Origin of the sequence: Agreia bicolorata, from assembly GCF_000938265.1 — a bacterium.
GTDB lineage: Bacteria > Actinomycetota > Actinomycetes > Actinomycetales > Microbacteriaceae > Agreia > Agreia bicolorata.
The window spans coordinates 683,304-708,432 of record NZ_JYFC01000003.1; the positions used below are offsets into that span (position 1 = coordinate 683,304).

Annotated in this window: 15 protein-coding genes and 1 pseudogene; 11 read left to right on the plus strand and 5 right to left on the minus strand. The window is 61.5% G+C overall.

Annotation, left to right across the window (positions count from 1 at the left end):
* Positions 1–4 precede the first annotated feature (4 nt).
* The 3 genes from TZ00_RS10155 (at position 5) to TZ00_RS10165 (ending at position 7,793) form a co-directional block, all read left to right on the plus strand.
* Positions 5–6,349, plus strand: coding sequence for an RHS repeat-associated core domain-containing protein (locus TZ00_RS10155; RefSeq protein WP_052521460.1), 6,345 nt, complete (start codon positions 5–7; stop codon positions 6,347–6,349).
* Positions 6,325–6,837, plus strand: a complete 513-nt coding sequence (locus TZ00_RS18870) for a DUF4265 domain-containing protein (RefSeq protein WP_052521461.1) — start codon at positions 6,325–6,327, stop codon at positions 6,835–6,837. The genes TZ00_RS10155 and TZ00_RS18870 overlap by 25 nt, the downstream gene beginning before the upstream one ends.
* A gap of 338 nt (positions 6,838–7,175) precedes the next feature.
* Positions 7,176–7,793: a hypothetical protein gene (locus tag TZ00_RS10165; protein ID WP_152631147.1), complete on the plus strand. Its 618-nt coding sequence runs from the start codon at positions 7,176–7,178 to the stop codon at positions 7,791–7,793.
* A gap of 231 nt (positions 7,794–8,024) precedes the next feature.
* Here the strand turns inward: TZ00_RS10165 and TZ00_RS10170 are convergent.
* The 3 genes and pseudogenes from TZ00_RS10170 to TZ00_RS10180 all read right to left on the minus strand — a co-directional run bounded on the left by TZ00_RS10170 (position 8,025) and on the right by TZ00_RS10180 (position 10,531).
* Positions 8,025–9,213 (minus strand): annotated as a pseudogene (locus TZ00_RS10170) (IS3 family transposase).
* A gap of 245 nt (positions 9,214–9,458) precedes the next feature.
* Positions 9,459–9,917, minus strand: a complete 459-nt coding sequence (locus TZ00_RS10175) for a hypothetical protein (protein WP_152631149.1) — start codon at positions 9,915–9,917, stop codon at positions 9,459–9,461.
* A gap of 128 nt (positions 9,918–10,045) precedes the next feature.
* A complete protein-coding gene (locus TZ00_RS10180) occupies positions 10,046–10,531 on the minus strand; it encodes a hypothetical protein (protein ID WP_044441287.1) in 486 nt (161 codons plus the stop codon).
* Positions 10,532–10,860: 329 nt separating this feature from the next.
* On the opposite strand from TZ00_RS10180, the gene TZ00_RS10185 reads away from it, so the two are divergent.
* The 6 genes from TZ00_RS10185 to TZ00_RS10210 all read left to right on the plus strand — a co-directional run bounded on the left by TZ00_RS10185 (position 10,861) and on the right by TZ00_RS10210 (position 20,921).
* Positions 10,861–12,336 carry a hypothetical protein gene (locus tag TZ00_RS10185; RefSeq protein ID WP_152631150.1) on the plus strand — a complete coding sequence of 492 codons (1,476 nt, stop codon included), beginning with the start codon at positions 10,861–10,863 and terminating at the stop codon, positions 12,334–12,336.
* Positions 12,337–12,491: 155 nt separating this feature from the next.
* Positions 12,492–15,728: a DEAD/DEAH box helicase gene (locus tag TZ00_RS10190; RefSeq protein WP_044441289.1), complete on the plus strand. Its 3,237-nt coding sequence runs from the start codon at positions 12,492–12,494 to the stop codon at positions 15,726–15,728.
* Positions 15,729–16,047: 319 nt separating this feature from the next.
* Positions 16,048–17,016: an AAA family ATPase gene (locus tag TZ00_RS10195; protein ID WP_044441290.1), complete on the plus strand. Its 969-nt coding sequence runs from the start codon at positions 16,048–16,050 to the stop codon at positions 17,014–17,016.
* Positions 17,009–19,567, plus strand: a complete 2,559-nt coding sequence (locus TZ00_RS10200; RefSeq protein ID WP_044441291.1) for a S8 family peptidase — start codon at positions 17,009–17,011, stop codon at positions 19,565–19,567. The genes TZ00_RS10195 and TZ00_RS10200 overlap by 8 nt, the downstream gene beginning before the upstream one ends.
* 67 nt (positions 19,568–19,634) lie before the next feature.
* Positions 19,635–20,474 carry an AlbA family DNA-binding domain-containing protein gene (locus tag TZ00_RS10205; RefSeq protein ID WP_044441292.1) on the plus strand — a complete coding sequence of 280 codons (840 nt, stop codon included), beginning with the start codon at positions 19,635–19,637 and terminating at the stop codon, positions 20,472–20,474.
* A gap of 264 nt (positions 20,475–20,738) precedes the next feature.
* The gene (locus TZ00_RS10210) at positions 20,739–20,921 is read left to right on the plus strand and encodes a hypothetical protein (RefSeq protein ID WP_044441293.1); all 183 of its coding nucleotides are present in this window, start codon (positions 20,739–20,741) and stop codon (positions 20,919–20,921) included.
* 276 nt (positions 20,922–21,197) lie between these two features.
* Here the strand turns inward: TZ00_RS10210 and TZ00_RS20605 are convergent, their stop codons facing one another.
* Together TZ00_RS20605 and TZ00_RS10215 are read right to left on the minus strand one after the other, a co-directional pair.
* The gene (locus TZ00_RS20605; protein WP_084606033.1) at positions 21,198–21,845 is read right to left on the minus strand and encodes a class I SAM-dependent methyltransferase; all 648 of its coding nucleotides are present in this window, start codon (positions 21,843–21,845) and stop codon (positions 21,198–21,200) included.
* A gap of 364 nt (positions 21,846–22,209) precedes the next feature.
* Positions 22,210–23,474 (minus strand): IS3 family transposase gene (locus TZ00_RS10215; protein WP_238579644.1). Its coding sequence is split into 2 segments (ribosomal slippage): positions 22,210–23,171 and positions 23,171–23,474, totalling 1,266 coding nucleotides; the frame shifts between segments, so codons are not numbered across the junction.
* A gap of 428 nt (positions 23,475–23,902) precedes the next feature.
* Here TZ00_RS10215 and TZ00_RS10225 point away from each other — a divergent pair.
* The gene (locus TZ00_RS10225; protein ID WP_044441296.1) at positions 23,903–24,403 is read left to right on the plus strand and encodes a hypothetical protein; all 501 of its coding nucleotides are present in this window, start codon (positions 23,903–23,905) and stop codon (positions 24,401–24,403) included.
* Between the two features lie 289 nt (positions 24,404–24,692).
* Entirely contained in the window at positions 24,693–25,025 is a 333-nt protein-coding gene (locus tag TZ00_RS18875; protein WP_202965837.1) for a DUF4190 domain-containing protein, read from the plus strand.
* Positions 25,026–25,129: the final 104 nt, after the last annotated feature.

A 25,129-nucleotide genomic window follows, 5' to 3' on the forward strand; every position in this document is an offset into this window, starting at 1 on the left:
CGTGATGATGGTGAAGACGTCAGCACGGCGCCGTGTGCTGCTCCGCTCCACGGTGACTTTTGTCGTTTCGGCTGCGCTGGTGGTGGGCGGTGCGGTTCCTGCTCAGGCATCTCCGCGTCAGCAGGCCGCAGAGCGTGCCGCGTCGACTCTCGCCGAGGTGACTGCTGCGGCGCAGGGCAGCAACACCGACGATGGCGGCGGAGCAACGACCCCGGACGATGTCGAGGTGGGTTCGGGCTCGGTGAAGCCGGGTGACGGGTCGACCGTCACCGGCGACGAGGTCGGAACGTCGGTGACCTTCGGCGGCAAGAAAGACGATGGCGCGCTTGACGTGACGATGTCGAAGATGCCCGACTCTGCGGCAGTGTCTGCCGCCTCGGAAACGGGTGGCACAGTTGTGTCGGCGCCGGTGAAGATCTCGGCCGTCGATGGTGGTGGCAAGCAGGTCACCACGGTCGAGGCAGATGTTACGACCTCGAAGACGAGTGCGGGCACCGAGGGCGTCACCGATGTGAAGCCCGGCGTCGCCCTGTCGATGAACGTCGACCAGTCCAAGCTCGACGGCATCGATCCGGCGTCTTTGCAGATCTTCACGCGCGAGAACCCGGGCGATCCGTGGATGCCGGTGGCCTCGCACTACGAGGCCGGTTCCGGCGCCGTCGTGGGCGAGTCTGGCCACCTGTCGCAGTTCGTCGTGATCGGCAAGCCTTTTGTTCCGCCGGTCGGCCCGGTCGTGGTGCTTGACCCGGATGACGGGGTCGCCCATACGGACAGCCCCGCGAAGGTGGACTCCGAGCTTCCGTACAACATCGCGTTGGCGAACGGCGTAAAGACGCTGCTGCAGAACGCCTGCCTTGCCACGGTGTCGTTGACTCGCTCCGACCCGAATACGCCCTATGTTTCGGCTCAGGATCGAGCTGATTTTGCGGCCGCGCAGAACCCGGTCTTGACGGCGACGTTGGCATTCGACGCTCCGGTTGGTCATGCCTGGGGTAACGGGTCGGCGAGCACCGGTGGGTCGAAGGTGTTTCCGATCAATACACCGGAGAGTGCGGCGGTGTCGGACACTCTGGTGAATGTCCTGCCCGGGTATACAACGATGCCGGCGAAGATCTGGGCCGCGGAGCCGGCACAGAACATTCCACAGCAGGAGTTCGTCTCAAATCCGGGTGCATATACGCACCTCGAGGCGGCGAACCTCGACAACAACTATGACTGGACGATCATCGACCAGCACATGGACAAGATCGCGGCCGGTGTCGCCGAGTCGTTCCGTGAGTATCTGGTGTCGCAGGGCTACAACTGCCTCAGCCCAGCGGCGGCGGGTTTCCCCGAGCCTCCGACAGATGCGGAGAAGGCTGCCTGGGCCGATCTGGGTCACCAGAATTACGAGATGTACGGATCCGAGCCGGTGTCGTTCTCGACGGGCAACCTGATCGAAGATGAGGCGATCTTCACGCTGCCCGGCAACGGTGGTTCCCAGATCGATCTCGGTCTCACGTACAACGGGCAGGACGGTCGGCTCTCGCGAATCGGTGCCGGGTGGTCGTTCGGGCTCGGGGCGAGAGCTCAGAAGTTCTCTGACGGTTCGGTCATGATCGTTCGAGGTGACGGAGCCTCGTACACATTCGCGCCGAATGGTGCGGGCGGCTATGCGGCAGATCCGGTGAAGCATCAGAGCCTCACTGAGGTCGCCGGCCAGCTGACGCTGGCGGGCGCGGACGGTTCGGTGTGGACGTTCGATGCGACCGATCCTCAGGGCGTCGGCGAGCTCTCCTCGTTCCGTGACCTGGCCGGCAACGGATACGACATTCAATACGGGGCGGCGAGCGAGAACGCGCAGTTCTTGCCCATGGCATCGATCACCGACACCTCGGGCCAGGTCATTCAGGTGGGCAGCGACGACCTGGGTCGGGTGGCCTCGTTCACCGCGCCTGATAGCCGAGTGTGGGGTTTCTCGTACGGCGATGCGGGAGATCTTGCGGCAATCGTCTACCCCGGAGGATCGGGCACGCGTTCGTTCACCTACGACGGTGCACACCACCTGCTGACCGCCACCGACCCCGTGGGCGTGACCTATCTGACAAACGAGTACGACGCCCAGGGTCGCGTCATCAGACAGTTGGATGCGCAGGGCAACGTTCGGTCGTTCGCCTACGACAGCGGCAAGACCTCGTACACCGACAACGAGGGCGACGTGAGCGTGTTCGCCTTCGACGACAAGCATCGGGTGACGAAGGTCACCGACGCGACCGGAGGCAGCAAGACGTATGCCTACGATGACGCGAACAACGTGACGGCCTACACAGACGAGGCCGGCAACGCCTACGGATACACCTACGACGCCAATGGGAACGTGACGCAGATCACCGCCCCCGACGGCACGACGACGAAGTACACCTACTCGCCTACCGGCCAGGTGGCGAGCAGTACCGACCAGGGCGGCCCGGGCGGCGCCGCGCGCACGACGACGTATGACATCGATGCGAAGGGCTTGATCACCGGCGTGCACCTGCCCGACGGCAGCACCCTCGCGAATGGGTACGACGCTGCGGGCAATCTCACTTCGGCCACGGATGCCGGCGGGAACACCACCACCTATGCGTATGACGGGCAGGGCCACCTCACCTCCGCGACCGACGCGAACGGCCACACGACGACGTACGGATACAACCCTGCCGGACTGATCACATCCAGCACCGATGCGACCGGCGCGACCAGCAGCTACGCCTACGACGGCGCGGGCAACGTCTCTACGGCGACCGACCCAGCCGGCGGCGTCACCTCGTATGTGTGGGACGGCAACCGGCACCTGCTCAACTCGACCGACCCCACCGGTGCGGTGACCAGCTACACGTGGGATGCGCTCTTCCGCCTCGCCTCGGTCACGGCCTCCGACGGTGGCGTGACCACGTACTCCTACAACAAGGAGGATGCGCTCGTCGGCGTCACCGATCCTGTGGGCGCGGTCACCAAGTTCGACGTCGACAAGCTTTCCAGGCCGACCACGGTGACCGATCCGAACGGGGGAGCATGGAAGCGGGCCTACGACCCCCTGGGTCAGATCACCGAGTCGACCAACCCGGCCGGCGCCACCACGAAGCAGTCGTTCGACAAGCTCGGTCGGGTCACCTCGACGACGGATGCGCTGGGCAACGTCTCGAAGGCGTCGTACGACAAAGTCGGCCAGACCACGGCGACGACGGATGCCGCGGGCAACGTGACCGCCTACGCCTACGACGTTCTCGGTCGGGTGAGCAGCATCACGAACCCCGCGGGAGACAAGTCCACCTTTGACTACGACAAGAACGGGCGCGTCACGTCGACGACCGACACAGCGGGTCGCACGAGTTCGTTCACCTACGACGCGAGTGGAAACGTGCTGACCGCCACCGATGCGACCGGCGCCAAGGTGAGCTACGGCTACGACGCGGCGAACCGTCTGACCACGGCCACGGATGCCCTCGGCCGGGTCTCGACCGCAGCGTACGACCCCCGCGGACTCGTCACATCCGCCACCGATCCGCTCGGCGCTGTGACCGCATACGGGTACGACGGCGATGGACGCACGACGAGCGTCACCGACCCCAACGGGCACACGGCGACGACCGCCTACGACCCCATGGGTCGGGTGACTGCGAAAGCGGATGCGCTGGGCAACACCTCGCGTTTCGCCTGGGATGCGGCGAGCAGGCAGACGTCGATGACGAACCCCCTGGGGGTCGTCACGAACTACAGCTACGACCCCGCCGGGCAGCTGACCACCGTGGTCGAGGCCGCAACCGGCGACGGAACGCAGACCGCGGCATCCAATGTCACGACCAGCTACGCGTACGACAAGGTGGGCAACCGCACGTCGGCAACCGATGCGAACGGCAACGTCGACACGCTCTCGTACGACAAGAACAATCGCGTCGTCGGCGAGACGAACGCGGCCGGCAACACGTGGTCGTACAACTACGACTCCCTCGGCCAGCTCACCTCGCAGCTCGACGCCAAGGGCAACACCAAGAGCAACACGTACAACCCGCTCGGCCAGCTGATCAACACCGCCTACAACGACGGCACCTCCGTGGCCTACGCCTATGACAAGGCGGGCCAGCCCATCGCGATGACCGACAGCCTGGGCGTGACCGGGTGGAAGTACGACCCCGCCGGGCGCATGACAGAGCAGATCGACCCGCAGGGCAAGAAGGTGGCATACGCCTACGACACCACGGGCGCGCTGACCGACCTCACCCTGCCGGGCGGCGACACCATCGGGTACAGCTATGACAAGGCGGGCCGCCCCAGTAAGCAGACTTCGCCGTGGGGTGACCTGTCGTATGACTGGGATCCGGCGGGCAACCTCACGACGGAGACCCGCTCGACCGGGATCACGACGTCGTTCGCCTATGACGAGGCCAACCGGGTCACGAGCATCGCCAACCAGCTACCGAAGCCGGCCGCCGCTGAGGCTTCTGCGGCCGCGCCCGCTGCTTCCGGTTCGGACAGTCTTCCCGCGAACAACTACCTCGGCGGTCGAACCACACCCGCCCCGACGAACCCCGTTGCCGACGGGGGAGCACTCTCGTTCGCATACAGCTACGACAAGAACAGCAACGTGACGGCGGCGACCCGCACCGTGACGCCGAACCAGGCGGCGGGATCGGCGGCTCCGCGTGCTGAGACCAAACGTTCCTACAGTTATGACTCCCTTGACCGGCTCACCGGGTCGACGTCAACCGATGGCAGCAAGGCCGACTACGCCTATGACGCGAACGGCAATCGCACGGCCGCGTCCGAGACCGACGCTTCGGGCAAGACCACGTCGAGCGTGGCATCGTTCAACTCGATCAATCAGGTGACCTCGACGACGGGCAGCACCCCGTCGGTGTATGGCTATGACGCGAATGGGCAGCGCACCTCGTCGACGGTGGGTGGGGTGAACACGGATTACAGCTGGTCGGATGCGGGTCGCATGACCGGCGTCAGCCGCGACGGCCGTTCCACCACGTATGGCTACGACGGCCTGGGGCGTCAGCAGACGTCGACAGACACGTCCGGGTTGGGGTCGCAGACGACGACATCGGTGTGGTCGGGCACGAGCATCGTGCAGCAGTCGAACCCGGCATCGGGTACGACCGCGCAGGTGCGGGATGCGTTGGGCGGGGTCGCGTTGCAGGCATCCGACATGTCGACGGCCGATACGGGTACCCGGTGGAATCTGCTCGATAACCTCGGCTCGGTCGCTGCTCAGGCGGTTGGCGGATCTGTCACTCAACTCGCCAACTATGACGACTTCGGTGGGCAGAACTTCGGCACCACCGGATGGAACGCCGTCGCCGGGTTCGGCTCAGAGCAATCCGACCCGTCGTATGACCTGAACAGTTATTTCTCGAGGCAGTACGACCCGGGCACGGGGTCGTGGTTGTCGCAGGACAGCTACCGGGGCTTGCTGACGGAGCCGCAGTCGGTCAACCGGTACGCATTCGTGACGAACAACCCGGCCACCCTGAGTGATGTGTTGGGGTACAGGCCCTACAACCCGCAGGGGATTACGAAGCCGAATCTGAATTCGTTGTTCTATGTTCCGCAGCCGTGGCATCCGCCGATGGCCGCACCGAGTTCGGCGGAGCCAGCCGGTGCGTCATTCCTCAATAGTTCCAACCCAGGATTCGGCTCTGGGGGATCTTCTAAGAAGGGTTCATCGAGGGCGCATCCCTGGGATCCCAGTTCAAACACCAAGTACGTTCAGAAACAGCATAAGAATGAGGGCAATGCGCAGTCCGCACAGATCTTGCGCGACGTGTTGCTCGTCGCCGCAGGCATCGCTGTCGGCGCGGCCGTCGTCGCCTGCATCGCAGCCACAGCCGGCATCTGCGGCGCCGCGGCCGCCGGCGTCATCGTCGGTGCAGGAGTAGTAGCCGGTGCGGGAACTGGGGCCGCCATTGTTGCGGCGACTCCTGGCGGTCATGAGACGTCGGACTACGTCGCAGGCGCCGCGACCGTGGCAGTCGGGGCTGTCCCGATTCCAGGGCTGGGAGCCGTCAAAGCGGGTGAAGGAGTCGTTGCACCAGCCATCAAGGCTGGCACAGCCGGGGGCGAGACGGCAGGGAAGGCGTTCCCGACCGCTATAAAGGACGCGGCTAAGGCCGAGAACCCCGGTGGAGTTTGCGTATACTGCCACATGGACTCGCTCCCCACGCAAGTCGATCACGCCATACCGAAGGCCAAAGGCGGCAACGCAACACTCGATAACGCGCAGCTGGCTTGTACGTGGTGCAACCCCTCAAAGGGTTCGAAAAGCTACCCTGCGAACCCGCCGCCGGGCTACGAGGGCGATTGGCCGCCGCCCTGGTGGCACTAGTGAATGGAACCCAGGAGTTGCCGAACCACGTGTCCGAGCAAGTTTATGTCCACGAATCACCTCTGTTGCGGGACGAGGCGAACTACATTTTTCGTGCTGTGCTTCCCGATGGAAGTGCGGAACAGCTGTGGGGGAAGAAGGTCGGAGAGTCGACGGTTGAAGTGTGTTGCATACCGTTTTTTATATACAACGTCGCTTTGCGAGACATTGTTCAGCTGAATGAAGAACGGCGCCTGGCGTTTGTGCTCGAGTCGTCGGGACGTTTCGTTGGTCGGGTCTGGTTCGGGGACAGCCGTCACGCGGTGGAAGGGACAGTCAAAAGACTGGAGCAACTGGGCGCGAACCTCGAATGGTCTTCAGCGAACCTTCTAGCAGTTGACTCCTCAGCGGCCCTCCAAGACGCCGTTGTCGAATTTCTTTCGGCGGGCCACAATGCTGGGGCCTTCCTTTATGAGAATGGCTATCAGGCTGATATTTCGAATCCATAACTGTCGCGATACCGACGCGTGTCTTCTCGACAAGGGAACACGTCAGCTCACCACGAAACATCAGGTATGGGTCACTGGTGGACGTCTCAGCTGTCTGGAATATGCGTGGTGGACTGACGATCCACCCTGCTGGCTGCCTACGCGTGACCAAGTCCGGGCAGTGCGTAACTAATGTTCGAAGCAAGTGGCCAAAGGCTGAAAAGGGACGTATGAGTGAGAGCGCGGTGGCGGTCCTAGACGACCGGCGATACGACGAACGCATCAAGCGGCATCGGACTGCTCGTAGGACTATTGTGAGGTTTCGCACCCGCCGCAGGCCGTCCCTCGTGCATGTTTTGGTGATGCTCGTTCTGGCGGTGCCACTGCTGGCTTACGTGCATTACGTGATCTACCTGGTGCAGATCGGCAGTCCGGCGGCAATACTAGTGGCTTTTGGCATTGTGGCCGTGCCTTTTGCAGTTGTTTTTGTGGCCGCACTCGCGTCTCTCCCTATTCAGCGAGCGCGGGCAGTGAGGCTGGAACGAAAGATGAAGATTCGGGAGCCCTCGACGACGATGTTCCGGATGTATTCGTGGTTGGATCTTGCGTCAGTCATCAGTGAGATTCCAGGTTCGACCGGGCATGCTCGTGCTCAACCCGACTACTCGCAAATGATGTGGATGACCGCGAGTAGTACCGGGGTGCGCTTCCTGGCTTTCGCGAGGACAGCCCAGGTTGTCGCTTCGTATCCATGGAGTGTTGTACGGGATATAAGTCTCACCTCTTTACCCACTCGCAAAGGCGTTGAGCGCGAGGTGCTTTTGCTGACGCTCGAGGTTCCTGCGGGAGTTCATTCTGAACTGCAGGTGGGTCTGCCGGTCGTCGTGTTACGACGCTCACTTATTCCCAGGGCTGTGGTCGACCACCATGCGTTGGAGTCGCTTCTCGATGAGGTGAAGTCTCGACGTCCCAGCTGATGTTGCGCGCCGGCGGTGAGCCTTGCGCGGGGAACCCGGGCTCTGGCGCAGCAGGGTATCAAGGTGGGTGGCGCCGAGCGCCTTCGCATCATCTACGTACCGGTTACCTCCATCCTGAGAATCTTGCCCGCCTGCGAGACAGAGGTGTCGGGCGCACGCGGTCGACGGAGTTGCGTGAACACGCGCTCGGCGTCGAAGGGGACTGCTGCACGAATAGGTGACAGGTTGTAGTCACGCCGCCAGTGCGACGGTCGTGTTCATGATGGTCTCGAACTCGATGGGCGTCAAACGGCCCAGGCGGGGTTGGCGTCTCCGGCGGTGATAGGTTCGCTCGATCCAGGTCACGATCGCGATACGCAGCTGTTCCCGGGTAGTCCAGGACCGACGGTCGAGGACGTTCTTCTGTAGCAGGGCGAAGAACGATTCCATGGCCGCGTTATCGCCGCTTGAGCCGACTCTGCCCATCGATCCGACCATGCGATGACGGGTCAGGGCGCGCAGGAATTTCCTGCTGCGAAATTGAGATCCTCGGTCGCTGTGGACGATGCAGCCGGCTACGTCGCCGCGCATGGCGACAGCGTTCTCGAGCGCTTGGACGGCCAGACGGGACGTCATTCTCGAGTCGATCGAGTAGCCCACGATCCGGCCGGAGAACACGTCTTTGATGGCGCAGCAGTAGAGCTTGCCTTCCGCGGTCTTGTGTTCCGTGATGTCCACCAGCCAGAGCTCGTTCGGCGCCTCGGCCGCGAACACATGTCGCGTTCTGCCGTCCTCGTCGATGACGGCGCAGAGATCGTGGTGGACCGGCGGGCCTGGCTTCTTGCCACTGCGGCCCCGCTTCTTCCCGAACGCGGACCACCAGCCGTTGCTCGATGCGATCCGCCACGCGGTCCGATCGGCTATCGCCTCACCCGCCTCCGCGGCCTCGTCGGCGAGCAGCCGGTGCCCGAACTCCGGGTCGTCCTTGTGGGCGTCGAACAGAGCGTTCGCGCGATACGCCTCCACCACCTCGCTGGGCGTGATGGGGTCGACCAGCCACCGGTAGTAGGGCTGGCGGGAGAGCTTCAGTACCCGACACGTCACCGTCACAGGGATCCCGGCGGCGGCGAGCTCTGTCACGAGCGGGTAGAACCTTTTCCCGGCAGGTTCGCCTGCGACAAATATGCCGCCGCCCGCCGGAGCACCTCGTTCTCCTGCTCAGCCGGATCCGCTTCCGCGCCTCGCGGAGCTCAACGCCCTCGGTCCGGGACTGGCCGGGCTTGGCGCCCTCGTCGATATCAGCGCGACGCATCCACTTCTGCAACGTCATCGGATGAACGCCGAAGTCTTTCGCGATCTGCTCGATCGTGACTCCGGGCTCGCGGCTGCGGGCGACGCGCACGACGTCGTCACGGAACTCGGTGGGATAGGGCTTTGGCACGATGCCATCCTTCCAGGCCGCCCTCCCGGGCAAGCCAGATCAGATGTCACCTATTCGTGCAGCAGTCCCAAGCGGTCGAGCGTTTCGTTGCAGGGGAGCCGCTGTGGCTCGTGTACTGGACGGTCTTCGTGGTGCTCGCCATGAAGCCCGAGCCAGTGGGTCCTCGGATCTGACCGCCACAAGCGGCCCACATGCCCTCAGCTCGCATCACATGAACGCGGAGGCGGCGGCTGGTTACCCGAGGTTTATGTCGTCGAGCGTTTTTCCACCCGGGCGATTTCCACGATTTCAAGCGCGTGCCATCGGGCTTTCCGTCGTGGATGCCAGAGGTTGGTGAAGCCTATGGCGATGAGCAGCATCGCCAGTGTAAGTGGTGCCGACGAGGGCGTGTAGAAAGGTTGCCCGGTCGGCCACGGACGTGCAGGACCGGTGAATTCGATGACGACGAACAGCGCTGCGCCTGTCACAGCAACGGACCAAGGCAACCAGCGGTGGGCCATCAACCAGCATTGCGCGGCAGCTCCCAGACGAATAGGCAGGCCCAGTATGACCGCCGCCGAAATCATCACCGCGCCTGGCGTGCCGATGATGAGGAGGAGAAGCAGGAGGAGAACCGGGAGCAGAAAGAGTCCGAGCACTCCGTTGTCCATTTCAGACGGACCCACCGGGGCGCTCTCCTCAACATGGATGCTCATGATCTGCATGACCGCGTCAGAGGTGAGAAACGGGAGAAGAGCGACCCATGCAATTGACGTCTGAACAAACAGTGCCCACCACGGCCAACCCTCGCTTCGCCGCTCTGATAGCCCAGCGTTGAACGGGTGGCCATCCATCAATCTTGTATCGTCAGGTCGGTATCTGTCTCTGTTCGTTCCCAGAGTTCGATGTAGTCACGAAACAGTGCGGTGTGGTGGCGCGGTCGCTTCAGCCAGGCGCGGAGCTGGTTCGAGAAATACGGCACGATGTCCTCGTTGATGCCCCCATTCATTGCATCGCGACGGATCTGGCTCAGTTTGTGGCTTGTCCAGGTAGCCACTGCGTCGGCGCCGGGCAGTCCAGACATGCGCATCTCACAGTCCAGACGGGTGACCTGTCTCTTCGCTGCTGTGCGTTCGGAGTCTGTGAGAACCGACCAGTTAGAGGCCGTCTGACCACTCTTGATCAGAGCATTCACCAGCGCCTCTCGCGTTCGGCGCTGATGCCTACGCACAGGACTGAGTGCGAGCCTGACGCCAATGCCCGCCACAACCAGTACGAACAAGACGACCCCGAACAGGGCGGAAACAAAACCAAATAGGGAGTCCACGGAAATGGTCATTCCTAACTTCACAGTCGAATTGTGGGGATGGATTCCCTCTCGGAGAAGAGACGTCGTTGCGACCCGATCGTGACGCCGAAGCCGACGCATATCTATGTCGAATCGGTCTGGCCGAGAACGTCCACCTCAGCTGGGTTCAGGAAAGCAGGGTCGTTTTCAACAATCGATGCTTGCCGACCGTCTACTCCTTTTGATGACCTTCATGCTTCAGCAATTACCGAGTTCGTCGCCGTCCGATGAGCGGAGTGCAACTGCAAAGATGGGGGGTCTGGCTCCTCGGCAGGGCCTGCCTGACAACGCGAGGGGGAGTGACTGTGATGGACTGGACTATGATTCCACGCTTCCAGGCGGTTCCGGTCTTCTATCGGCAATTGCCCGTGCTGGTTTACTCCGCAGTCGACGCATCCTCGTCCAGAGGCCAAGTACAACTGCGCCTGAAAACAATGCGGGACATCGCCGAAGGCCTCGGTTTCACAGTCGGTGACCGGTACCTCACGCTAACCAACGAACTTCCTGCAGGCTCCCTGGTTCTCGCCGGTACCCTCGGCGCCTTGTTCGAGCAAGATGGCATAGCAATAGGTCATCTGGCCGGTATGACACCGCCAGACCCAGCCTGGCTTTCTGCAGCCGAAGCGAGAAAGCGGGTGCTCGTCGTTTTGGGAGTTCCTGGCGGTGATGGCGAGATCGACCTTCGGGCCATGCTCGGTGCCGGCCGAGCCTTCTGTGGGTGGGCTGAGGCGATAGTCATTCCTGCTATATCGACGGACACCGGCCGATACACCGTTCTCGGGCTCGACGGGCAAGCGGTTCTCCAACCAACCGACCAATCAGTACTTCTTGACGCGAACGTCCTCGTTCACATGGAGAAAGCCGCCAACGGCTCATCTCGCGATCCCGATCGCGATCGTGACGTCCAAAACGCGGTACTCACCCTCATCCATCAAGATGTGGTGGCGGGATTTGCGATCGGAGAACTCGGCTGGGATCGCGCGTCAATGATGTGGGATGACTCACGAGCCCGAAAACTTCGCGCGACGATGAATGCTTGGTTCGACGGAGGTGCGCAACGAGCCGCCAGCATCGCACGCGTTCAGCACGCGTATCGAGAAGAGATGCAACGACCCGTCGAGCCTGACCTGGAAGCCCGAAAGACCTTTCCGACCCAACTGATGTTCTACGTGTGTCTGCTGAAGATCGCTGCTCTCTGGCATGAGGCCGAGGGCGGCTATCGGGTGCTCCAACGAGTCGACCTGTACTCACGATTCGCTGCGTGGATGAGAGACGAACTCGGGCTCATCTTGAGCTACCCCATGCAAGTGGCTCACGATCGATTCGTCGGACCGCAGCAACGCGAGGCCGTGGAATACATCGATCGCCTACTGAAACTCGGTAAAATTCCGCTGCAAGACCTCTGGGGCGCAGCCTGGGACCTCGCTCACCTATCTAACGTGGACCAGGCCGTGGACCCCGATTACCTCGAGTCCGCCGGCCGTGCGCCCCACCTGCTCACAGGAGACGCCGCGCTGACATATTTACGAGAACGACTGAAACTGGCGACCATGCAGCTCAACAGCAGTGAATCGGTTGTTTTCATGAGGCACTCGGCGGTGCTCGACAGTCGCCTGGCCGGTCATGAGGCGCGAATCCGGTCTGTTGAAACGGACCTACGAGAACACGCCCTCGGGAGAACCCCCAGTACGCCCTCGTATGAACGGATATTAGATCTGGCTCGCGAAAATGAATCCGAGTTCCTCAAATCTCGTTCAGGTGAGGCGCTCGACCCGGCTTTGCACGAGCCGCAATAGGGCCAGGATCTTGGAAACCTTCACCTCGGCTCGACGTCGATAGCCGCACGGAGCAGGGAGACCGCCGGAGGTGATAGCCAACACGTGACGAGGAGTCCCTTCACTCACGTTGTGTGCACGCGTCAGTCGGAGTGACCGCACGGCAGACTTGGTGCATGCGTTTCTCTCGGGCAGTTGATCATCAGCAGCGGATCCTGCGGTACTGGTGGATGTTGGAGCTCTTCAGCCCTCAACAGGTTCCGAAACCGACGCCTCGAACGCAATCTCGCGCGGACCGCCAGGTTGTCGCGTGGACGACGGGAGATCCGCTTCCGTGGGACACGTTGCAACCACCGAAGCCGCTTGGCGCGATGCGACGGATCTGGCAGCACACCGTCTTCCTTGGCGTGTATGACCTTGAGGCAACCTACGAGCACCTTCATCGCGCTTTCCACGAGGACAAGGATGCGTATGACGAGCGGGCAGGCGGGCGGAGTGCGTGCGCGGGAGTTCTCGTTGATGAGAACGGGGTGCTAGTAGCCGAATCGGGGGTGCTGTCATCGGCGCTCTGGGCTGTCGCTCGGATCAATAACCGCGGTGTGCAAGACCAAACCTGGGCCGATGGCTTTCCGGAAGCAGCGCAGGCGTTTCTCGACGCGATCGACGAGAGCGAGGGAGCGAGATGCGAAGCGAGCGATTCTGATGCGCCTCCCGTTCAAGACGCAGATTCGCTTGCGGAGTTGCTGCGCATTGCGCAGGAGGTGTCAGGCATAGCGCGTGTGCCAAGCCTGGCAACGGACGGGATCGTGATCAGGTCGGTTGCCGTCCCAGCGCAGCGGGGCGAGGATGGCAAGGACATCGACTTTCTCAACAGCTTCTTTCTTGAAGACCTCGCGGCGGTTCGAGCAGATGTTACGAGCACCGGTAGTTGCGGCGATGCGCTGGCCGCCTACCTGACGAGCGATGTCTCTCTCGATGAGTCGTGCCGCGTGGATGTCATCGGGACGCACGCAGCAGCCGACGGCGGTGTGGATATTGACCGTCTCCCCAAAGGCCGTTGGCTATCTGACCCCTCCCACGTGCTCTCCATGAGACAGCAGTTCGCAGTTAACCAGGCGCTCACTGACCTCGCACCGACCAGGGGAATCATGGGGGTCAACGGCCCGCCAGGGACGGGGAAGACCACCATGCTCCGAGACGTTCTCGCAGGAAATGTGGTCGAGCGCGCCCGGCGTCTTGCCACGCTCGCGCGGCCAGAGGATGCGTTCACCTCCACGAAGCATGAATGGACTGCCAAAGACGGGCATCGGAGAACGGTTCCCGTGCTTCGCCCGGAGCTGATCGGATTCGAGATGGTGGTCGCATCGGCGAACAACGCCGCTGTCGAGAACGTCACAACCGAGATTCCGGGGCACAAGGCAATTGATTCACGCTGGCGCGATTCAGCAGATTATTTCCCCGAGATTGCTAGCGCATTGCTCGCCAGCAACGACGATACCGACGAATACGTCTTTGCGGATGTCAAGGCTTGGGGCCTAGTCGCGGCACGCCTTGGAAACAAACGCAACCGCAGTTCGTTTCACACTGAGTTCTGGTTCGACAAGAAGGACCCACGAACGAAGGAACCAGTGCCGGACAGCCCACCGCGGATGCAGACACGGCTCGCCCAATGGCGGGACGGTCTCACCCCGCACAGAGACTGGGCTGATGCCCGCAAAGACTTCATCAGTGCCGAGCAGAAAGTTGATGCTCTCATTGCACAGCGGCGCCAAGCGCAGGAACGCCTGCGCCAGCTTCCCACCGCTCAGGCTGACGAGCGACGTCAGATGGCGGATATCGGACGGGCCCAAGCCGACCTGCGCCACGCGTTGGTTAACCTCGATGCAGGCTACGCAGAGGCCGAGCGAGCCGACCGCGCATGGTCGGAGGCCACAACGGCCCGCGAACGACATGTAGCCGTCCACCCCCGAACTCTCGAAACCGTCTTCACGCTTGGCCAGGCAGTACGGAAGTGGCGTGCAGCCCTGGCGCCGCTTGACGCCATACTGCGGGCAAACGAGGCTGCACGGGAACAAGCGCAAGCGCGTGCCCGCGCTATCGAGGATCATGCGGCGGAGCTCCGACATGCCCTGTCGCTCGCGGAGGCCGACCACGCGCGCGCATTGCAGACTCTCTCGCAGCTCCGAAGACAAACTGCCGCCGACAAGAAGGACCTAGGCTTGGCGTATCCGGATGGAGCGTGGACGGGCGACGCTCGAGAATTGCGTGCCCCGTGGCTTGATCTCGAGCTTGATGCGGCTCGCGCCGATCTGTTCCTTGCGGCCCTGCATCTCCACCGGGATTTTCTCGCTAATGCGGCCCAGGCCATGTCGCACGGACTTCGGGCCGCGCTCGAGGTCGTCGCCGGAAGCCATCCTCCGCGGCTCGATCCAGAGAAGAAACTTGCCGCGTGGCAGTTGTTCTTCCTGGTCGTGCCCCTGATCTCCACGACCTTCGCCTCGTTCGGGCGCATGTTCGGCGATGTCGGCCGGGAAAGCATCGGTTGGCTGCTCGTCGATGAAGCAGGTCAAGCTTCACCGCAATACGCTGCTGGCGCCATATGGCGAGCTCAACGCGTCATCACTGTGGGTGACCCCCTCCAACTCCAACCCGTTGTGACGATCCCGAAGAAGGCCCAACGGGATATTGCAGCCGCGTACCGCATCTCCGAGACGTGGATACCGCCTCAGGCATCGGTGCAGACCTTGGCCGACAGGATCTCACGTCACGGTACGACCCTGAAGCAGGGCGACCAGCAGGTCTGGGTGAGTGCCCCGCTGACGGTGCACCGCCGTTGTGATGACCCTATGTTCACGTTCTGCAATGACATTGCTTACAACGGAATCATGGTCAACGGCACGCTGCGGGATATTGCCAATCCAGAGGCGCCGGACCTCTTCGAGAGCGCCTCCGGTCCGTTGATCGCCCGGAGTCATTGGGTTGATGAACCCGCCCTTACCAAAGGCAGTCATCTTCAAGAGAGTCAGATCGCGAGGTTCGAGAAAGCACTGGCCTACCTTGCCGCCAACAACATCGCACCGAAGGACGTGATTGCGATCTCGCCATTCCGCGCCGTCGCCGACCGCCTGGAGCAGCTATCGGATGCTTATCCGGGGCTGCATGCCGGCACCATTCACACCGCCCAAGGACGAGAGGCCCCAGTGGTCTTCCTCGTTCTCGGCGGCGACCCGGGCAAACCTGGGGCGATGGCGTGGGCTGCGTCTAGTGTCAACCTCGTCAATGTGGCGGCCAGCCGTGCAAAACGTCGGCTGTATGTCATCGGAGACCGCACCGCATGGGCGCAGCAGAACTACTTCAATCAGCTTGCCGCGAGCCTTGCCAGACATCAGCAGGGCCCACCCGGTGAAGAGTGACGCTTTACGGCGGTCGCTGACAGAGCACTCTCCTCGCAGCGGTGAGCCGTTCGCTGACGACCTGGCAGCGAAGCGCCCGTCGATTGATCACCGTCCAGTCCTGCCCACAACCCTGCAGCTTGGGCGAATTGGCCCGAACATAGGGTGCGACGCCATCGCCTAGCGGACGGCTCTGGGGTTAAGGGCGACTGTGCGGTGTCGGTGGCGGCTGCAAAACTGGGCACCCTCCGGAGGGAGACTTCGCGGTGTGGCGATACCGATCCGCGTAGACTCACCGCGGAGGGTTTGCCTGGATTAAATGAGCTTGCGAGGAGGGGTGATGGCTGGGTTGGGGGAACACATTACCGCCATGGTTCGCAGTCACGCCTCAGGCGACGACTCGGTGTTCTACTCGGTAGCGTTGCAGATTGCTGCGCGTGAGGCGCGGCAGGGCCATCATGTGCTTGCAGACGACATCAAGAAGGCCGTTGATGCCTCTCGGCAAATTGCCCCACGCGGAAACGTCACCAAGCTGCCGAAGCCCCGCGCAGAACTCGCCGACCTCATTGAAGTGTCGCATCCGGAAGTCACCCTGAAGAGTCTTGTCGGACCGGGTGAGCTCGTTGAACGCCTCAAGCAAATTATTGCGGAGCAAAGGCAACGAAAGACGCTGCTCGAGCACGGGTTCGACCCCACGCATCGGCTTCTTCTCGAAGGCCCGCCTGGAACCGGTAAGACTATGACTGCCGCAGTTCTCGCGCGCGAACTTTCGCTTCCGATGTTTACGGTTCGGCTTGATAGCCTGCTCAGCAAATATATGGGTGAGACTGCAGGCAAACTGAGATTGGTGTTTGACGCGGTCGCGGAACGTCGAGGAGTGTATCTCTTTGACGAGTTCGATGCCCTCGGTGCCGATCGATCCGGAAACGATGTCGGCGAGGCCCGGCGAATCTTGAACTCTTTCCTGGTGTTCCTTGAGCAGTCCAGCCCGGAGAGTATCGTCATAGCGGCGACCAATCACCGTTCTATCCTGGACAAGGCCCTCTTCAGGCGATTCGACATGGTCCTCACCTACCACCTCCCAGACACGATGCAGGCACGATCGGTCATCAAGGGCAGACTCGGTTCATTGATGAAAGGGCTGCGCTGGGACACCGTCGATTCCCACACCGAGGGACTCAGTCACGCAGACCTAGTCAAAGCCGCAGAGGCTTCCGCTAAGTCCGTTTTAATGAGGGCCGAAACGATCGTCACCGCCGACGACCTCATTGCTGCTCTGGACACCCGTCGAACGGCCAGCATTGGCTGACGGACTCCGACACCTCACTCACCTCTATGTTCTTGATCGAGCGCGCAATGAGGACTTTTCACGAGGCGGACAAGGCAACCCCAAAATCCGACAGGTCGAGTACCGAGCCCATGGGGCTGCTATCAAAGGGCAGCTTCAAGACACGTTCGCCGAGATTGACAATGAGCGTGGCCGAACGGGGCTCAGCACCGAGGAACTCAGGGGGCTGGGAAGCATCATCACCCTCGAAGGTGAAGATGCCGCCTATCCGCTGAAAATCGAGTCGCTACAGACCTTCTCAAAGCACCGAAAGACACCGAAGGTGCCGCAATGGCTACTCCTGTCGGTGCAGCCAGCAACCGAAATGCTGCCGGAACGAGCCGTCGTCTGGGTCGCGGACAACTACCGCCCCCAGTTTCTCAAGATCTTCGAAGACTACCTCGCCAAGAAGAGCACCAAAGCGGCTCAAGACAAGTGGGAGACACCCGACGGCAACCCGGCGAACCGTGCACTCGTCGCCAACATCTCCAGGATCCGTCAGACCATCCTCGACGACCTCTGGCAATCCGACGGGCAACCACCGAAGACCGGAGTCCAGTGGTGGGAACTCTGGCTGGATCCGTCAGAACAGAATATCGATACCCTGCAGAAGTTCGCGTCAGCGTACGGCCTCAAAGTATTGAACCGTTCACTCGCGCTGAATGACAGAGTTGTCGTCTGGATCAGAGCAACATGGCAACAGCTGGAAATTCTGCCATTCACCAGCGTCCCGATTGCAGAGATCCGCCGCCCTGAGTTCGTCGACACCGTCGAGGATCTACTCCCTGATGAACAAGATGAGTACGTTGAAGATCTTGCAGGACGGGTCATCGCCGCACCGACAGACGCTCCGGCGGTCTGCCACCTTGACACAGGAGTGGCCCGCACTCATCGGTTACTCTCCAGCTCCCTCGACGCCGGGGACCTGCACACAGTCATCGGGACTTCCGGGGCCGACACGCAAGGTCACGGAACATCGATGGCAGGCCTGGCCTTGTACGGCTCCCTCGACGATCTCCTCACCGGGGTGGGTGGAATCCAACTCCATCATCGACTTGAATCAGTACGCATCCTCCCCGAGCAGGAGGAGCCCGACACCGACCCCCTAGATTACGGAACAGTCACGGTCGAGGCAGTCGCGCTTGCCGAGATCTCAGCGCAACGCAATCGTGTGTTCTGTATGCCTGTATCTACGAATCCCGATCGCCCAGGGGTTCCCACTCTCTGGTCCGCGACCGTTGATGCCCTTGCCGTGGGAACAGAAATCATCCGACACGGCAACCAGTTGCAGCTGCTGTCTCAGCCAGATCACGATGCAAGTCGCCTGCTGATCACCGCGACTGGAAACGTCGGCAGCTACCATGCCAACCACCGCCTCGAGTCCGATACGTCACCCGTAGAGGACCCCGCCCAATCATGGAATGCGCTGACTGTCGGCGCACACACCGACCTGGTCACCGTCCCAAGCGACCCCGAATACGTCGGGTGGACCGCGATGGCAGCAGAGGGGGAGTTGTCGCCCCACAGCCGGACCTCCCTTCTCTTCGGCAAGAGAACCTGGCCGATCAAGCCCGATATCTGCTTCGAGGGCGGCAACGTACTCACAGACGGCAGAACATCGTTCGAAGACCGTCACCCATTGCTGTCACTTCGAACAACGGGAATCCACAACGACCTCGCTCTCACCTCCGCCAACGCCACCAGCGCTGCCACCGCACAGGCCTCACGTCTTGCCGCGCTCACCATGGCTCAATACCCTGACTACTGGCCCGAGACCGTTCGGGGTCTCCTCGTCCACGCCGCCGAGTGGACACCAGCCATGCGTGCCGAGTTTGACTCCACTGGCGGCAAGAAAGAGCCAAAACTCGAACTCCTCAGGCGATACGGGTGGGGAGTGCCAACCGAGGATGCGGTGCTTCGTTCGTCACGACAATCAGTGACTCTCGTCACGCAAGACACGTTCGTTCCCTTCGAGGGAACTGACTACAAGATGCGCAGATTCAGACTCCACTCCATGCCCTGGCCCACTGAGGTGTTGGAGACCATCGGAGCGGGCGACGTCACACTCAGAGTGACCCTGTCCTACTTCGTGGAGCCGTCCGCCTCAAGGCGAGGCTGGAGACAGCGATACTCCTACGCGTCACACCTTCTGCGATTCGAACTCAAGTCGCCAACGGAAACAGAAACCGAGTTCATCTCCCGTATCAACCGGGAAGCGGAAAATGACGAAGACTCCGCGGGCACCTCGCCCTCATCAAGCTCGGACCGGTGGTTCATCGGCCCAAACCAACGCAACCTCGGATCACTCCACCAGGACATCTGGGAAGGCTCCGGCCAGGAACTAGCTGCCAGCGGCGTGCTCGGCGTGTACCCAGTCGGCGGCTGGTGGAAACGCAACCAACGCAAGGACCGCCTCGATCTCCCTGTCCGATACTCGCTGATCGTGTCTCTTAAGACTCGTGAACAAGGCGTTGATCTGTATACGCCAATCGCGACTGACCTGCAGTTGCCGATCGAGATCGACACCGTCTGAGGTCGGCTCATCGTCGGCATAAACGAATCCGCGAGACGCTGGGAGCGTCTGCAGGGAAGGGCCGCCGGTGCTCAACGATGAACAACTCGCGGCGATCATCGACGTCGGCTACGAGCAGCGAGGTGTCGAGTTCAAGAGTGCCGGCGGCCGCTCAGATCGATCCTTCCTCGCGAATGTCGCGCGCGCCACCATCGCGCTCGTGAATCAGCGAGACGGCGGACACCTCGTCATCGGTCTCAGCGAGAAAGACATTGACGATGCAGCGAGCGGCCTCAGCACAGAGCAGCTTGAGCAGTGGCTTTCGTTCGATGACGTATCTGATCAGATAAATGCCTATGCGGATCCACCGTTACAAATCCAGCTCGCTCAAGTGCAACTACCGAACGGACGCGCGGTTGTGGTCGTCGAGGTATCCGAATTTGCGGAGGTCCCCGTCCTCAGCAAGAAGGACTACCCCAACCGGATAAGAGCCAGGCAACTCTACACGCGTTCGATGGCAAAGCCCGAAAGCTCCGCAGCACTTACTCAGAATGAGCTGCGAGAGGTAATCACACTCGCCACAGAGAGGCAGCTCGCCCGCTTCCTCGAGACCGCCCGGCGAGCCGGCTTGGGAGTGAGGCACCCGGCCGCAGCCTCCGCACGGGAGCAGTTCGACGAACAGCTCAGTCGAGCGCTGGCTGGCGGCTTTCACCTTGATCAGGCCCTCCCGCAGTTCCTTACTACCATCCGGCCTGCGGTCTTCGACCCTCGACAGATCCCGTTCCCCCGAGCTACTGCCCGCGGTCCAGAATGCCGTCGTCAGACGACGCGGGTGGCCTTTTCCATTCGTGCAGAATCCCACCTCTGGAAGAGATTGGGTGGGCGAACTGGTTTCCAGCATGCATCCAGGGACGTGGCAGTTCTTTGAGAGCGGACAGTTCGTCGATAGCCGACTTATCGAGGAGTACGTACCGGACCTCGACGGCTTCTTCGACGAGAAGCAATTATTCAGGGGCTACTTGCCGGTTTGGTTGCCCCTGTTGCACTTCACGGAGGGCATCGAATTTGCGGGACGCCTCCAGCGGGCAAACTTTCGGGCAGAGCCCGTAACAGTAATGTTGTCCCTCCGCAATATTCGACGTTTCGTTCTCGTGGCCGCCCACCGCTCACGATCCGGTCTCCACGGAACTACGTGTACAACGACGACATCTGGAACTACGAAATCGGCCTGTCCGCACAAGAGGGCCTGACGAGTGCTCGTGCGCTCGACGTGGAAGCAGCGCTCGACCTTTTGCAGAGATTCGGTTGGAGAGGAATCACACTGGATCTTCTTCGCGACATCCAAACCGAAGCGTTTGGTCCAGAACCCCAATAGGCGTCAACCGTAGTTGTGAACCGCACGCGGAGGGACTGTCCCGTTGGCGGTGTAATGGGTCTGGCAGTTTCAGCTGTGAGCGTCGACTTAACTGTGGAGTTGATCGGTATGTGGCGGTGTTCTGTGATCGCTTCGCGTCGCCATTTGAGGTGGGACCGTCTTGGATCGCATGGGTTTCGAGACGCGCAGGTTCTGAGACATCCACATACTCGAAGCAGATTGCAGCGGTCGAGATGCTCGATACCGGGCGAGACGGTCTCCCCGCCACAGGACCCATTAACGGGTCGCGTCGTAGACCAATGAATACCGCCAAAACAGCCGTCGACGAATTCGTGCTCCGGGTAGAAAACGTGCAGCCTCAGCAGTTATCTCTGAGAGCGACTCTCGTGCTTGTGCGGTAGGAGCGGTCATGCCCTCTGGAGTGACACGTGCGCGTCGAGGATGCTTTATTAGACCCATCATCGGATTCGACAAGAGTGCCCCGAACGAGACCAGTCGATCAGTTCGCGTTGACTCGCGATAACACCCCACGATCACGAGACGCCCACCGGGGTGAAGAGCCGCGGCGAGATCTTTCATCGCTTCTTGAAGCGGTAGATGATGCAGCACTGCGACGAGCGTGATGGCTCCGAACTTGTCGCCTCGGTCTCTCAGCTCGAAGGACTCCGGTCGGATCTCGACGGCCTCATTTCCCGCGAATCGTTCGGCTGCGATTCTCGCGGTCGCTTCGTGGGGTTCCAGGCCCGTGATCGTGACTGCCCACGGGATCAGACGAGCTACAAGGTTTCCGGTTCCGCACCCTACGTCAAGAACTTTTTGAGCTCCACTCGACCTCACCTGGCGGACGACCCACGGGCCGTAGAAGTCGTTGTGGCTCCAAGGATGATTGGCATTCAAGCGATTAAGCCAAGCAAGCACGTTCACCGTCCCAGCGTACTGAAAGGGTCACGATAGGGCGCCCATGGGCACCCCTTTCAGATAGGTGCGTACCCGAAATTGGCGCCTCTAACATCGTCGAATTCCGGCGGTATCTACTCAGATGTTGTGAAGTTGATCGGTATACGGCGGTGTTCTGTGACCACCTCGCGTTGCGATTAGAGGTGGGATTATTTTGGATCGCCAGGTTTTGGAACAGATAGGTTTCGAGACATGTTTTCCGCCAAACATCATTCGCCTGCTCCTAGGCTCAATCAACTACGCGCAAGCGCCTCGAGCTCCTCGAACAAACCAGACCATTCGTCTACTAGAACCACGGAGTGAAGCGCCCTGGGTTTGATGGAGACTCGCGCTATTTGATTCCCACCAGCTGTTCGCCGGTCGTTTGGCCAGCATAGAACGCCTGCTCGAACTCGGCGGGTGGGATGTCGCCGAGGTAGCCGTGGAGGCGCTGAGTATTGTGCCAGTGCACCCATCCGAGTGTCGCAAGTTCGAGGTCCTCGACCGTGCGCCATGGTCCTGGGCGTGCGGGTCCACGGACGAGTTCGGTCTTGTAGTAGCCGTTGACTGTCTCGGCCAGAGCGTTGTCGTAGCTGTCGCCGACGGTCCCGATTGACGGTGTTGCTCCGATCTCGGCGAGTCGTTCGCCGTAGCGGATTGACGTGAGTTGAGAGCCCGAATCGCTGTGACACCGAAGATCCTCGTGGTGAGTGCCACGCCCCCACCTGGCCATCTCGATCGCGTCGAGCACCATCTCGGTACGCATATGCGACGCGCACCGCCACCCCACGATCATCCGCGAGTACGCGTCGATGATGAAGCAGACATACGCGACGCCTGCCCAGGTCGGAACGAACGTCAGATCCGTCACCCAGAGCCGGTTCGGCGCGGTCGCGGTGAACTGTCGTTTCACCAGATCTGGGTGCCGCGACGCAGACGGATCGGGCCGGGTCGTCTTGACGCGTTTCGATCGGGTCGCGCCCTCGATACCGGCAGCGCGCATCAGCCGGCCCGTCTGGTCTCGGCCGATGTCGATCCCTGCTCGGCGGGCCGTCTTCCAGAGCTTGCGGACTCCGTAAACGCAGTAGTTCGTGTTCCAGAGCGTCACCAGCTCCGGGATGAGGGCTGCGTCGTTGACTGCGCGGACCGAGGGGGCGCGGTCTTTGGCTGCGTAGTAGGTGCTCGGAGCCACTTGCAGCAGGCTGCAGATGGGCTCGACTCCGAGCGGGCGACCTTCTACGACGTCGTTCTTGTTCGCGTCGATGAACGCGACTACTTCCGGTGTTGGCGGTCGAGCTCCGCCCCGAAGAAACTCGCAGCCCTCTTCAGGATTTCGTTGGCCCGACGAAGCTCACGGTTCTCTTGCTCGAGCTCCCGCATCCGACGCGCCTCGATCGTCGTCACGCCCACGACGTTGCCGTCATCGACGTCGGCCTGCTTGACCCACGTCCGCACGGACTCGATCCCATATCCGAGCTGCGTCGCGACGCGCTGCACCGTGCCGTGCTCGGTCCCCAGCTCTGCGCGGAGCGTTCGTACCATCCGAACAGCGGCTGCCTTCTCCTCCGGCGAATACCGACGCGTAGTCGGCTTCCCAGATCCCTGATTCGACACCATGACTCCATCCTCGTTTCCAAGGTCAAGAGCCTCCAACAAACCCAGGGCGCTTCAGAAGCGCGCTACTGGGCGCGCGTACGCGACGCGGCGCCACCTGGGCTCTACTCAAAAAGGGACGGGCCGATACCGTAAGCAGTTGTGTCCGCCGAGGGCCACCGGTCATGGGGGTCGATATGTTCGCGAACGCCTACCTCACCGAGCGTGACGACGCACCTTCTGGCCGGCTCACCTGAGGTTGGCAGTCGCGCAACAGAATTCAACATTTACCCGTCTGCCTATGGTGTTGAGTTCGACACGTGTCTTGGTGTTCCAACAACGGCAATCGAGTTGAATACAAGCGATCGCGATGAAAGCTTCGCGGGTTGAGGTTGAGTATGACTGGCTCTGTGCCGCCTGGGGCTAGAAGTGAGCCGACCGACGTTGCGAGAATGCGTCGCCACGTTCGTCAGTGGCTGATCCTTTTTATCGTCGGCCTCGTTGTGAGTGGGGTCACGGCGTTTCCCTTGGAGCTGGAGCTCCGTCTGGGCGCTGCCGTTCTGCACGCGGGCTGGTCGCCGTTTCCACAGATCGCGCCGGACCTCGTTATGTGGGTTGACCGGGTTCATGCGGCCTTGGTCGATACGTACGGCAGATATCCGTTCATGGCGTACGGCACTGACTGGCTGGCCTTTGCGCATCTGGTCATCGCAGTGGCTTTCATCGGACCGTTGCGTGACCCGGTGCGGAACGTGTGGGTGATTCAGTTCGGGATGATCGCCTGCGTCGGTGTCGTTCCTCTTGCTTTGATTGCTGGGGGTATCCGCGGTATTCCTCTGGGCTGGCAGCTGTTAGACATGTCCTTCGGAGTGATTGGGATCATTCCTCTGGTCGTCGTTTATCGCCTCATCCGCCGCATCGAACAAGCCCAGGCTGCGTTACCCGTTCTTTAGGCCTGCTTCTTCCACTCGTGATTCACATGCACCAGCCGAACGTGCGATAGCCACGCTGATCGTCGAAAGGATCCCGGCGGCGATCACAATCCACATCCACGCGTGGAGACGACGCAACGAACAAGATTGCACGGAGGGTGCTTTCCAAAGCGGAGTGCCGTCATAGCCGTGCCTGACTGGACTCTCTCTATGTGGGGTCGAGATTCGCGCCCAGCAGGTTTGTCGCACGGCCTACAACGTGGACGAAGTGGATAGAGAAAGCACCGCAGATAGTATGAGCCAACCTCCCGTGCCTCCGATCGTTCCACCCAGCACCGCCGCGCCTGTGCCGGACTACGGTGCGCCACTGTACCGTTCGCCAGACGTACCGCACGTTCCTTCACTGCCGACCTGGACGCCCCCGCCGGCCGCGCGAAAGACGAACGTGCTCGCGATCATCTCGTTGGTCTCGGCGTTTTTCTTTGGTCTCGCCGGCATCGTCACGGGGCATGTGGCATTGGGCCAAATCAAGAGAACTCGCGAGCGGGGTCGAGGTCTTGCGATCAGTGGCATCGTCATCGGCTATGTGAATGCTCTTGCAACGGTCGGGGTCATCGTTCGGGTCTGCTGCACGAATAGGTGACATCTGATCTGGCTTGCCCGGGAGGGTGGCCTGGAAGGATGGCATCGTGCCAAAGCCCTACCCCTCTGAGTTCCGTGATGACGTCGTGCGCGTCGCGAGGAACC